This window comes from Streptomyces sp. OfavH-34-F (assembly GCF_022347745.1).
Classification (GTDB): domain Bacteria; phylum Actinomycetota; class Actinomycetes; order Streptomycetales; family Streptomycetaceae; genus Streptomyces.
Window position 1 is genome coordinate 1 of record NZ_JAKRGC010000213.1, and the last position, 11,144, is coordinate 11,144.

Below are 11,144 nucleotides of genomic sequence, written 5' to 3' on the forward strand. Positions count from 1 at the left end.
CACGAGCCGCAGCAGCCGCCCGCCGGGGCCTGCTCGGCGGCCGCCCCGAATGCAGCGGGGGCGCCGAGCTGGACGAGCTGCGGCGCGGGCGCGCAGCAGCCACCGCCGTCGGCCTCAGCAGCGTCGGGGGCGTCGAACAGGCCGGCGCCGCCGCAGACTCCGGTCTCGGGCAGGGTGAGTTCCACGCGGTCGGCCGAGGCGAGGTCGCCGGCGATCGCGGCGGCGACGGAGCGGACCTGCTCGTAGCCGGTCATGGCGAGGAAGGTCGGGGCGCGGCCGTAGGACTTCATGCCGACCAGGTAGATGCCCTGTTCGGGGTGGGAGAGTTCGCGGTGGCCGTGGGGGTAGACGGTGCCGCAGGAGTGCTGGTTGGGGTCGATCAGCGGCGCGAGCTCGACGGGTGCCTGGAGGCGCTCGTCGAGGCCGAGGCGGAGCTCGGAGAGGAAGGACAGGTCGGGGCGGAAGCCGGTCAGCACGATCACTTCGTCGACCGGGTCCAGGCGGCGGCCGTCCTCGCCGACCAGGACGAGGCGGCCGTCGGTGTGCCGCTCGATCGCCTCGGTGCGGAAGCCGGTGACCGCGTCGGCGTGGCCCTCGTCGACGGCGGCCTTGGCCGCCAGGCCCAGGGCGCCGCGCGCCGGGAGCTGGTCGGCTTCTCCGCCGCCGAAGGTGGAGCCGGAGATGCCCCGGCGCAGGATCCACACGCCCTTCGTGCCCGCGCCGTCGTCGGACTTGGCGAGGTCGGCCAGGTAGGCCAGGGCGGTGAACGCGGAGGCGCCGGAGCCGATCACGGCGGTGCGCTTGCCCGCGTACCGGGCGCGGATAGCAGGGTCCTTGAGGTCCGGGACGCGGTAGGTGATCCGGTCTGCGGCGGCCTTCTCGCCGAGCGCGGGCAGTCCGCTGCCGCCGGCCGGGCTCGGGGTGGCCCAGGTGCCGGAGGCGTCGATGACGGCGCGGGCGAAGAGGCGCTCCTCATGGCCGTCGGTGTGGGCTACGTGCACGACGAACGGCTGGGCCTCGCGGTCGGCGTCCACGATCCGGTCCCGGCCGGTGCGGGAGACGCCGGTGACGGTGGCGCCGGTGCGGACGCGGTCGCCGAGGACGTCGGCGAGCGGCTGCAGGTAGAGGTCGGCCCAGTCGCCGCCGGAGGGGTAGGTGGCCGGGTCGGGGCGGGTCCAGCCGGTGGGGGCCAGGAGCTTCTCGGCGGCGGGGTCGACGACCTCGCCCCAGGTGGAGAACAGCCGCACGTGCGACCACTCGCGCACCGCCGCGCCGGCGGTGGGGCCGGCTTCCAGGACCAGGGGCTCGATGCCCTGGTCGATGAGGTGGGCGGCGGCGGCCAGGCCGGCGGGGCCGGCCCCGATCACGACGACGGGCAGCTCGGTGATGGCGGGCGCGTTCACGGCGACTCCTTGCGTGTTTCGACATCTGTCGATGGCTTGCGCGGCCCAGCATGGCACCTGTATTGATGAGCGTCAACATAGACATCCATCGAACCCAGGGGGATTCGCTGATGGAGCACATCGACGTCGCCGTGATCGGCGGCGGCCAGTCCGGCCTCGCCACCGCCCACGCACTGCTGCGGCGCGGGCTGCGGCCGGTGGTACTGGAGGCGTCCGACCGTGCGGCCGGGTCGTGGCCGCACTACTACGACAGCCTCACGCTGTTCTCGCCCGCCCGGTACAGCTCCCTGCCCGGGATGCCGTTCCCCGGCGCCGACCGCGACCGCTACCCGCACCGCGACGAGGTCGTCGCCTACCTCACCACCTACGCCGACCGCCTGGACGCCGAGATCCGCACCGGCTGCCGCGTCAGCGCGGTCCGCCGTACCGGCGACGGCTTCGCAGTGGAGCTGGAGGGCGGCGGCCGGTTGTCCGCGCGGGCCGTCGTGGCGGCCTCCGGGACGTTCGGGCACCCGCACCGGCCCGCGCTGCCGGGTCTGGAGGAGTTCACCGGGCAGGTGCTGCACGCCGCCGACTACCGCAGCCCGGCCCCCTTCGCCGGCCGCCGGGTGGTCGTGGTCGGGGCCGGGAACTCCGCCGTGCAGATCGCCGCCGAGCTCGCCGAGACGGCACGCGTCACGCTCGCCACCCGCGCCCCGGTGAAGTTCGCCGCTCAGCGCGTCCTCGGCCGCGACCTGCACTTCTGGACGGCCCGCACCGGCCTGGACACCGCGCCCCTTGGCCGGTTCCTTGCGCGCCCGCCGGCGCAGCCGGTCCTCGACGATGGCCGATACCGGGCCGCCCTGGCCGCCGGACGGCCCGACCGGCGGGCGGTGTTCACCGGGGCCGACGGGGCCAAGCTCGTCTGGCCGGACGGGCAGCGGGAGGAGGTCGACGCGATCGTGCTCGCCACCGGCTACCGCCCCCACCTGCCCTACCTCGTCGGCCTCGACGGCGCTCTCGACGCCGACGGGAACCCACGGCACCGCGAGGGCCTGGCCATCGGGGTGCCGGGGCTAGCGTTCGTCGGGCTGGAATGGCAGCGCAGCCTGTCGTCGAACTCGCTGCGCGGCGTCGGCCGGGACGCGGAACGGATCGCCCGGCGCCTGGCCCCCCATCTCGCGCGCCGGTGACGGACGCCCCATCCTGGTTCGACGTGTGTCAACATAGACGCATGTCGAATGCGAAGGTGCTGCCGCTGCTCGAGCCCGCCGACGGTCAGGGTGTGGCGCCGTGCTGCCCGCCGCTGACCGAGCGCCCGATGACCGCGGAGGAGGCCGAGACGGCCGCGCGGATGTTCAAGGCGCTCGGTGACCCGGTCCGGCTGCGGCTGTTCTCCGCCGTGGCCTCGCACGAGGGCGGGGAGGCGTGCGTGTGCGACATCTCGGACGTCGGCGTCTCCCAGCCCACCGTCTCCCACCACCTGAAGAAGCTGAAGGAGGCCGGGCTGCTCACCTCCGAGCGGCGCGGCACCTGGGTGTACTACCGGGTCGAGCCGTCGGTGCTCGCCGCGATGGGCAAGCTGCTGACGCTGCCGGCCGCGGCCTGACTAGGCGGGCGCCGGTACGGCGGTGGGGCTCAGGCGTCCTCGACGATCGAGCACACGGTGGCCGGCTCGCCGCACGGCCGGTCGTCGGCGCCCCGACGAGTCTCCGCGAGGGCCTGGCGCAGCGCGAGGAGATCGGTGATGGTCGCGTCGATCTCGGCGATGCGCGCGTCGAGCAGGTTGCGGACAGCGTCGCACGGCGGGGTTCCGCCACGGCGGATGTGGAGGACCTCGCCGACATCGTCCAGGTGCAGGCCCAGTGCGCGGGCCCGGCGGATGAACGTCAGCAGCTCGACGTCGTCTTCGCTGTAGAGGCGGTAGCCGGCCTGGCTGCGCTCCGCCGGGGGCAGCAGGCCCTTGGCTTCGTAGACCCGGACGGCCTTGCGTGTGAGCCCGGCGGCTTTGGCCGCCTGCCCGATCGTCATCCCTTGCATCGCCATCCGTTCCTCCTCCTGTCCAGTGTTGACCTTGCCCCTGGGGCCAGGTTCTAGCGTCGCTCGCGACGGAAGAGAAACGCGAACAAGGAGGTGAGCGCGATGCCGTTCCGTGAGGGCGAGGTGTATCGCTGCCCCGATGAGAACTGCGGGTGCGAGCTGACGGTGACCAAGGGCGCCCCGGTCACCTGCGGCGGCCAGCAGAACCCGACGTGCTGCTGTGGCAAGACCATGGTCAAGGCCGCGTAGCCGCACGTTCCCGGCCGCCCGGCACCGGGCGGCCGGGGACGGCCGCACCGCCCGCGCTCACAGGAGCCCGGCGATCTCGCGTACCGCGTCCCGGGCCGGGCGGCCGACGCCGATGAGGGTCGCGGAGGCCGGACCGGTCCAGTCGCCGTACCCGAGCAGGTGTAGCCGCGGCTCCCCGAGGGCGCGCGTGCCGTCGGTGGGGATGTGCCCGCGCGGGCCGCGCAAGTTCAGCGGGGCGAGGTGTGCCAGGGCCGGGCGGAAGCCGGTGCACCAGATGACCGCGTCCGCGCCGGTGTGGCGGCCGTCGGCCCACTGGACACCGTCGTCGGTGAGCTGCGCGAACATCGGCTTCGCGGTCAGGAGTCCGGCGTCGCGAGCGGTCCGGACGGGCGGGACGGCGACGATGTCGCCGAGTGAGGCGACGCCGCCGGTGTCGGTGCGGCCGGCGTCCAGGGCGTGGCGGCGGGCGGTGGCGACGTCGAACAGGGCGCGGCCGTCGATGTCGTCGGGGAGGAACCGCGGCGGGCGCTGGGTCACCCACGTCACCTTGACATGGCCGTCCAAGGCGAGGTCGGCGGCGATCTGCGCACCGGAGTTGCCGCCGCCCACCACGACGACGCTCTGGCCGGCGAAGTCGGCCGGACAGCGGTAGTCCACGGTGTGGAGCTGCCGCCCGGCGAAGATGGATCGGACGGGGACGGCGGGGAGGAAGGGCCGCGACCAGCTGCCGGTCGCGCTGATGACCGCCTTCGCCCGCCACGTGCCGGTGTCCGCCTCGGCCAGGAGCCGGTCCGCGTCGCGGCGTACGGCGTCCACGCGGGTGCCGTGCTGGACGGGAAGGTCGTAGCGCTTTTCGTAGTCGGCGAGGTAGTCCACCACGTGCCGGGCGCCCGGGTAGGTCTCGCCCACCTGGGCGGGCATGAGTCGTCCGGGCAGCGAGGAGTGCTCGGCCGGGGAGAACAGGTGCAGGGAGTCCCACATGTGCTGCCAGGACCCGCCCGGCGCCGCATCGGCGTCCAGGATCACGAAGTCGAGACCCTGGCGGCGCAGGTGGTAGCCGGCAGCGAGTCCTGCCTGGCCGCCGCCGACCACCACCACATCCGTCTGCTGCGTCACGGGGCCGTGGTCACCGCGCCCGGGGCGAACTTCTTTCGCCAGGCGAGCGCGACGTAGACCAGGCCGATCAGGACCGGGACTTCGATGAGCGGGCCGACGACGCCCGAGAGGGCCTGGCCGGAGGTGACGCCGAAGGTGGCGATGGCGACGGCGATGGCCAGTTCGAAGTTGTTGCCCGCCGCGGTGAACGCCAGGGTCGTGGTGCGGTCGTAGGCCAGGCCCAGGCCCTTCCCGAGGAGGAAAGTGCCGAAGAACATGACCGCGAAGTACACCAGCAGCGGCAGGGCGATCCGGGCGACGTCCAGCGGCTGGGAGGTGATCGTCTTCCCCTGGAGGGCGAAGAGGATGACGATCGTGAACAGCAGCCCGTACAGCGCCCACGGGCCGATCTTCGGCAGGAACTTCGCCTCGTAGTCGGCGCGGCCCAGCTTCTGCTCGCCGATGCGGCGGGTCAGGAAGCCGGCCAGCAGCGGGATGCCGAGGAAGATGATGACGTTCAGCGCGATGTGCCAGACGGACACGTCCAGGCCCTGGCCGTCGCCGAGGTTCATCCAGCGGGGCAGCAGGTCGAGGTAGAACCAGCCCAGCAGGCCGAACGCGAGGACCTGGAAGACGCTGTTGAGGGCGACCAGGACAGCCGCGGCCTCGCGGTCGCCGCAGGCGAGGTCGTTCCAGATGATGACCATGGCGATGCAGCGGGCCAGGCCGACGATGATCAGGCCGGTGCGGTACTCGGGCAGGTCCGGCAGGAAGATCCACGCCAGGGCGAACATCACCGCGGGGCCGACGATCCAGTTGATGACCAGCGAGGAGACCAGCAGCTTCTTGTCGCCGGTGACGCGGTCGAGCCGGTCGTAGCGGACCTTCGCCAGCACCGGGTACATCATCACGAGCAGGCCGAGCGCGATCGGCAGGGAGATCCCGCCGATCTCAATCTTCGCGAGCGCGTCGTTCATCCCTGGGATCAGGCGACCAAGGCCCAGACCGACGGCCATGGCCAGCAGGATCCACACCGCGAGGTAGCGGTCGAGGGTGGAGAGCTTCTTGACGATCGAGTCGTCGCCACCGCCAGTCGGAGCGGGGGCGGTGGTGGGCTCGGTGGAGGTCACGGGCAGGCCCTCTTGTTCTCGGCGGCGGTGCGGGCGGAGGCGGCCAGTTCGGCGAACTGCTCGGACAGGCCGGCCAGGACCTCGGGCTTGAGCTTGTAGTAGGTGAAGCGGCCACACGGCTCGGTCTCCACGATCCCGGCCTCGCGCAGCACCTTCATGTGGTTGGACAGGTTGGTCTGCTTGGCTCCGGTCTCCTCGACCAGGTGCGTCGTGCACAGCGTCTCGCGCGCCAGCAGGGTCACGATCTTCAGGCGGAGCGGATCGCCCAGCACCCGGATCACATCAGGATCGACTGAAGTCAGCATGCACTGATACTCTCACATCATCACTCGCTGATACCAGCGGGGGCTGAAGTCATTGGCGGCTGGGTTCCGCCATGCGACGAGAGAGAACGATCACCATGGCCGACAAGCCGTCCGTCCTGTTCGTCTGCGTCCACAACGCCGGCCGCTCCCAGATGGCCGCCGCGTGGCTGACCCACCTGGCCGGCGACCGAGTCGAGGTCCGCTCCGCCGGCTCCAACCCCGGCGACCAGGTCAACCCGGCCGCCGTCGAGGCCATGGCCGAAGTCGGCATCGACATCTCCGCCGAGGTGCCGAAGATCCTCACCGTCGACGCGGTGAAGGAGTCGGACGTGTGCATCACCATGGGCTGCGGCGACACCTGCCCCGTCTTCCCCGGCAAGCGCTACCTCGACTGGAAGCTGGATGACCCGGCCGGACAGGGCGTCGAGGCCGTCCGCCCGATCCGCGACGAGATCAAGACCCTGGTGGAGGGCCTGATCGCCGAGATCGCCCCGGCGAAGCCGGAGGCGACGGCGTGAGCGAGATACGCGAGGTCGTCATCATCGGCTCCGGCCCCGCCGGATACACCGCCGCCCTCTACACCGCCCGCGCCCAGCTGAAGCCCCTGCTGTTCGGCAGCAGCATCTTCGTCGGCGGATCGCTGACCACCACGACCGAGGTCGAGAACTTCCCCGGCTTCCCCAAAGGTGTTGACGGCCCCGTCCTCATGGAGAACATGCGGGCCCAGGCCGAGAAGTTCGGCGCCGAGATGATCGACGACGACATCGTCGAGGTGGACCTCACCGGCGACATCAAGCTCCTCACGGACTCCGTCGGCACCGTCCACCGCGCGAAGACGGTGATCATCGCGACCGGCTCCGGCTACCGCAAGCTCGGCCTCCCCAACGAGGACGAGCTCTCCGGCCGCGGGGTGTCCTGGTGCGCGACCTGCGACGGGTTCTTCTTCCGTGACCGCGACATCGTCGTGGTCGGCGGCGGCGACACCGCCATGGAAGAGGCCACCTTCCTCACCCGCTTCGCCCGCTCGGTCACCGTCGTCCACCGCCGCTCAACCCGCGCGCCTCCAAGGTCATGCAGGACCGGGCGTTCGCCGACGACAAGATCTCCTTCGCCTTCGACAGCGAGATCGCCGAGATCAAGGAGACGAACGGCATGCTCGGCGGCGTCGTCCTGCGCGACGTCTTCACCGGCGCCACCCGCGAGTTGGACGTGACGGGCCTGTTCATCGCGATCGGCCACGACCCGCGCACCGAGCTGTTCACCGGCCAGGTCGACCTCGATGCCGAGGGCTACATCAGGGTCGCCGCCCCGACGACGCGTACGAACCTGCCCGGGGTGTTCGCGGCCGGCGACGTCGTCGACCACACCTACCGCCAGGCCATCACCGCCGCCGGAACCGGCGCGGCCGCGGCCCTGGACGCCGAGCGCCACCTCGCCGCCCACGGCACGGCCGGGACGGAACCGGAGACCGCTGCCGTCCTGGCCTGAGCGCACTCGCAGGTGGGCCGCCCGGAGCATCCGGGCGGCCCTGGTGGCGTTCCGGCACCAGCCCTCATCGGTAGAGCGAGCGATCACACTCGGCGACCACGGCTTGCCAACTAACCTGCTGCGTCCTTGCCAACTACGCAGCGACACATCCGTCCGACCAGCGACAACCTGCGCCGCTACTTGCCAACAAAGCTGCATGGTCACACCAGGGTGCCCCGACCCGGCGGGAACGCCGCCGCGCCCGGCGGGCCGGCTGACCGTAGGATGCGAAACGCCTGGCCCCCGGCAGCTCCAATGCCGGGGGCCAGGCGCGTGGTGCGCGCAGCCGGTCTACAGGTCGAACTCGAGGTGCTCGATGTCCGTGAACCGGACCTCCTCCAGGGAGCCGGCGCGGCGGCCGCCGTCCTGGAAGTAGACCTCCTTGAGCGCTTCGGCCGCGATCTCCTGGAGGCGGGCGTCGCTGGCCCCCTGCTCCTGGGCGTCGAAGAGACGGGCGGCGTAGACGGGCGGCAGGGCAACGGTCAGGTGCCGGATGCGGTCCTGGTCCGTCGACCCGATCGGCGCGGTGTAGCCCATGCAGGCGCGGGTGTCGATGACGATGCCGCCCGTGGTGGCCGCCTTCTGCCGGGCCTTGGCCCGGATCTGGGGCTGCCAGCGCTTCTTCACCTCGCGCTCCAGGCGCGCGGCGAGGTCGGCGCGGGGCTTCTTGATCTGGTCCTTCACGTACCGCTCGACGGTGCGCTGGGAGATCCGCAGCATCTGCGCGGCCGCCTTGGTGCCGCCGAGCTGCTTGACCAGGTACCGCATCTGCGCTCCGGCCGACTTCGGTGCGGGGCGCGTGAACGCCTTCTGCACGGCGGCGTCCAGGCCGTCCCCGAACAGGCTCATCGCCTACTCCTACTCTCCGTTGTCGACGTCGGTGACGGTGCCGTCCTTGATGTACCGGGCGAGATTGAGCTCCGGCGCGTTGAATTTGTCCCGGACCTCCTCACCCCACAGAACGGACTGGGTGCCCTCGTGCTTGACCAGGCCCGGGTTGATGCCGAGCTTGAAGCCGCCGGGCAGCGGCTTGCCCTCCCGGTAGGGCAGGAAGTCGAGCGGTGACGTGCCGTCGGCGGCGTAGACGACGCAGTCGGACAGGATCGCGATCGGGTACTGCCCGGTGAACGCCGCGTGCTTGACGACCTTCCGGTGGAGGTTGATGCGGGTGCGGGAGATGACCGCCGCCCGGATGTCGGGGCGCCACGTCGGCCGGGACAGGGCACGCCACGGCTCGCCGGGCCGCCAGCCCTCGCCGCGCGGGCGCTCGCGGAGCTTGCCCAGGCCGCCCTTCACCGTCGCCTTGATGGCCGAGGTGACGATCGCCAGCTCCGGGTCGCGGGCCTTGTAGCCGTCCATCGCGGCGAGGAAGTCGCCCGGCGACAGGTCGGCGTCGACACCGAGGTCGGCCATCGTGGCGAGGTAGGCGTCACGGAGCCGGTTGTACCAGCCGTCCAGGTAGCGGCCGTTGTCGTAGCGCACCCACGCCTCGACCGGGCGCACCTCGTAGCCGAGCTCCACCGCGTAGGCGACGGTGGGCGTCGCGTACCAGGCCGGTCCCTCGGGCCGCTCGCCCTTCGGGGTGAACGGGCTGGGCAGCAGGCTGCCGTCCAGCTCCACCCACTCCTTGCCGACCTTCACGCGGGACAGGTCCACATGGGACAGGTCGACCAGCCAGGAGCCGGGCAGCTTCGGGTCGAACATCGGGTTCGTGACGTGCGTCGCCTCCCCGAGGCCGACGTGCAGACCGTTGGCGCCGGCGGCGAAGGCCATGTTGACGTCGATGCCGACCAAGAAGCGCAGGGTGCACTCCGCGTCGGTCATCGGCCGTGCCCAGTCGTACGCCTCCTCGAACAGCTTCTCCGCCGGACCGCGCACGTGGAACCGGGGCAGGTCCTTGAGGACGGGGTGGCCGTCGGGGACCTCGCACGGCGGCCAGTTCATCGGATCGATGGCGTCCTTGCCCAACGAGCCGGGGTTGTGCTCGGAGTGCCGCTTGCCGTCGGCGTCCGGCTCGGAGGCCCGCGTCGGCGGGTGCAGCGCGGTCATCAGCTCCAGGCCGGTCACGGCGGTGGAGCCGCGCGGCGTCATCACGCGCGAGGCGTACACGCCCAGGACGCGGGCGAGCTCCGCCGGCGGGAGCTGTGCGGCGGTGCCCCAGTGCCGGGTGTCCAGCGCGTTCCACGACGGGATGCACAGCTGCACGCACGCGCGCTCCGAGCCGGTGGCGGGGCGGTAGATCCGCGCCCACGGGCCGAACCCCCGCTTCGTCAGCCTCCACTCCGCGCGGGTCAGCTGCTTGATGACCTTGTGGCCCTCCGGGAGCCGCCCGGCGTGCTTCTCCTCCTCCGTGAGCGTGACGGGCAGGCCGTAGCGCTCCAGCGCGGCCTCGGTGAGCACGATCAGCGGGTCGGCGTCCTTGCCCGGCCCCGACAGCTTCGGAGCCCCGAGCTTCGCCTCCGTGAGGGTCCAGTCGACCAGGGCCGGGATGGACTTGGCGGGCACGTCCAGGACCAGGCCGCCGGTGCAGTACGCCAGCACCTTCCCGTCCTCGACGTCGACGACCGCCAGCGGGCCGTTCTCGAACCGCAGATCACCGCCGCCCGCCCGGGTTCCGGCCGGGGCCGCCTTCTTCGTGCCCGGGCGGCGCGACGTCGACGACGTCCTGGCGGTGCGCGCCGGACGCGACGCGGCGGCCGGAGCAGCGGCGACGGGGGCAGGGGTCTGGGTGTTCTCGGTTGCAGTCATGACCGCAGCCTCGGACGCCTCGCCTGTGGACAGCGTCTGCGCTTCCGCCGGGGCGGGCGCGGCGGTGAACGTGGCCGGCACCGCAGCGTCAGGGGCGGCGGCGGGCGTGGCGACGGGGTAGAGCTCCGCGAGCTTGTCGAGCAGCCGGGCGTAGGCGTCGCGCTCGGGCGGGCGGGGTTCGGTCTTGCCGGATTCCCAGCCGGACACCGTGGCCCGGCGCACCTTCAGTGCGGTGGCCACTTCGTCGATCGTCAGGCCGTGCGCGGCACGCAGCCGCTTGCGCTCCGCCGGCGGCGGCAGCACGGCGCGGGACGCGAGCAGGGCGTCGACCGCGTCGAACAACTCGGACATGAAAGCACCTCCTGACCCACACCCTACCCCATGAAGCGTACGAAGTGCGTACGTTTCGCGTACGAATTCCGTACGGTATTCGGCTCCCGGCTGGCGAGCGCGGGCGGCCCGGACGCGAGAGGCCGGGGCCGGTACGGATGTCCCGTACCGGCCCCGGCCGTGTTTGTCTCGAGCGCGTGTGGTTCATCCATATCGGTAGGTTCGGATATTCGTCTGTGTGGAATAGCGCTTCAGGTGGTGTCAGTGGGCAAGGGCAGACTGACCACATGACCGCATCTCGCAACGTTTCTCGTCACCTCCATGCCGATCTTGCTTGG

Annotated in this window: 11 protein-coding genes and 1 pseudogene; 5 read left to right on the forward strand and 7 right to left on the reverse strand. The window is 71.9% G+C overall.

What is annotated here, in order from left to right; all coding sequences use genetic code 11:
- Positions 1-1,403 (reverse strand): NAD(P)-binding domain-containing protein (locus tag MHW47_RS24950; RefSeq protein WP_239226016.1); only part of this gene is annotated, 1,403 nt, incomplete at its 3' end.
- Positions 1,404-1,513: 110 nt separating this feature from the next.
- Between MHW47_RS24950 and MHW47_RS24955 the strand changes: the two genes are divergently transcribed.
- Positions 1,514-2,575 (forward strand): NAD(P)/FAD-dependent oxidoreductase, encoded by a 1,062-nt coding sequence (locus MHW47_RS24955; protein WP_239226023.1) that lies wholly within the window; start codon positions 1,514-1,516, stop codon positions 2,573-2,575.
- A 41-nt stretch (positions 2,576-2,616) separates the two neighbouring features.
- Positions 2,617-2,991 carry a helix-turn-helix transcriptional regulator gene (locus MHW47_RS24960; RefSeq protein ID WP_125537260.1) on the forward strand — a complete coding sequence of 125 codons (375 nt, stop codon included), beginning with the start codon at positions 2,617-2,619 and terminating at the stop codon, positions 2,989-2,991.
- Positions 2,992-3,020: 29 nt separating this feature from the next.
- Here MHW47_RS24960 and MHW47_RS24965 read toward each other — a convergent pair whose 3' ends face one another.
- Entirely contained in the window at positions 3,021-3,428 is a 408-nt protein-coding gene (locus tag MHW47_RS24965) for a heavy metal-responsive transcriptional regulator (protein WP_239226017.1), read from the reverse strand.
- A gap of 96 nt (positions 3,429-3,524) precedes the next feature.
- Between MHW47_RS24965 and MHW47_RS24970 the strand changes: the two genes are divergently transcribed.
- Complete coding sequence (locus tag MHW47_RS24970) at positions 3,525-3,671, forward strand: hypothetical protein (protein WP_239226018.1); 147 nt, start codon at positions 3,525-3,527, stop codon at positions 3,669-3,671.
- 57 nt (positions 3,672-3,728) lie between these two features.
- On the opposite strand, the gene MHW47_RS24975 is transcribed toward MHW47_RS24970, so the two are convergent.
- From MHW47_RS24975 to MHW47_RS24985, 3 genes are read right to left on the reverse strand one after another with little or no spacing between them, the layout of a single operon-like run.
- On the reverse strand, positions 3,729-4,787 hold the full coding sequence (locus tag MHW47_RS24975; protein ID WP_239226019.1) for an ArsO family NAD(P)H-dependent flavin-containing monooxygenase: 1,059 nt from the start codon (positions 4,785-4,787) through the stop codon (positions 3,729-3,731).
- Entirely contained in the window at positions 4,784-5,896 is a 1,113-nt protein-coding gene (gene arsB / locus MHW47_RS24980) for an ACR3 family arsenite efflux transporter (protein ID WP_239226020.1), read from the reverse strand. The genes MHW47_RS24975 and arsB overlap by 4 nt, the downstream gene beginning before the upstream one ends.
- Positions 5,893-6,201 (reverse strand): helix-turn-helix transcriptional regulator, encoded by a 309-nt coding sequence (locus MHW47_RS24985; RefSeq protein WP_030329993.1) that lies wholly within the window; start codon positions 6,199-6,201, stop codon positions 5,893-5,895. Before MHW47_RS24985 ends, arsB begins: the two co-directional genes overlap by 4 nt.
- 95 nt (positions 6,202-6,296) lie before the next feature.
- Here MHW47_RS24985 and MHW47_RS24990 point away from each other — a divergent pair, with 95 nt between their 5' ends.
- Entirely contained in the window at positions 6,297-6,719 is a 423-nt protein-coding gene (locus MHW47_RS24990) for an arsenate reductase ArsC (RefSeq protein WP_239226024.1), read from the forward strand.
- A pseudogene (gene trxB, locus MHW47_RS24995) lies at positions 6,716-7,689 on the forward strand (thioredoxin-disulfide reductase). The gene MHW47_RS24990 and the pseudogene trxB overlap by 4 nt, the downstream one beginning before the upstream one ends.
- 330 nt (positions 7,690-8,019) lie before the next feature.
- Here trxB and MHW47_RS25000 read toward each other — a convergent pair.
- Both MHW47_RS25000 and MHW47_RS25005 read right to left on the reverse strand, forming a co-directional pair.
- Positions 8,020-8,577: an XRE family transcriptional regulator gene (locus tag MHW47_RS25000; RefSeq protein ID WP_239226021.1), complete on the reverse strand. Its 558-nt coding sequence runs from the start codon at positions 8,575-8,577 to the stop codon at positions 8,020-8,022.
- Positions 8,578-8,586: 9 nt separating this feature from the next.
- Positions 8,587-10,827: a helix-turn-helix transcriptional regulator gene (locus MHW47_RS25005; RefSeq protein WP_239226022.1), complete on the reverse strand. Its 2,241-nt coding sequence runs from the start codon at positions 10,825-10,827 to the stop codon at positions 8,587-8,589.
- Positions 10,828-11,144: the final 317 nt, after the last annotated feature.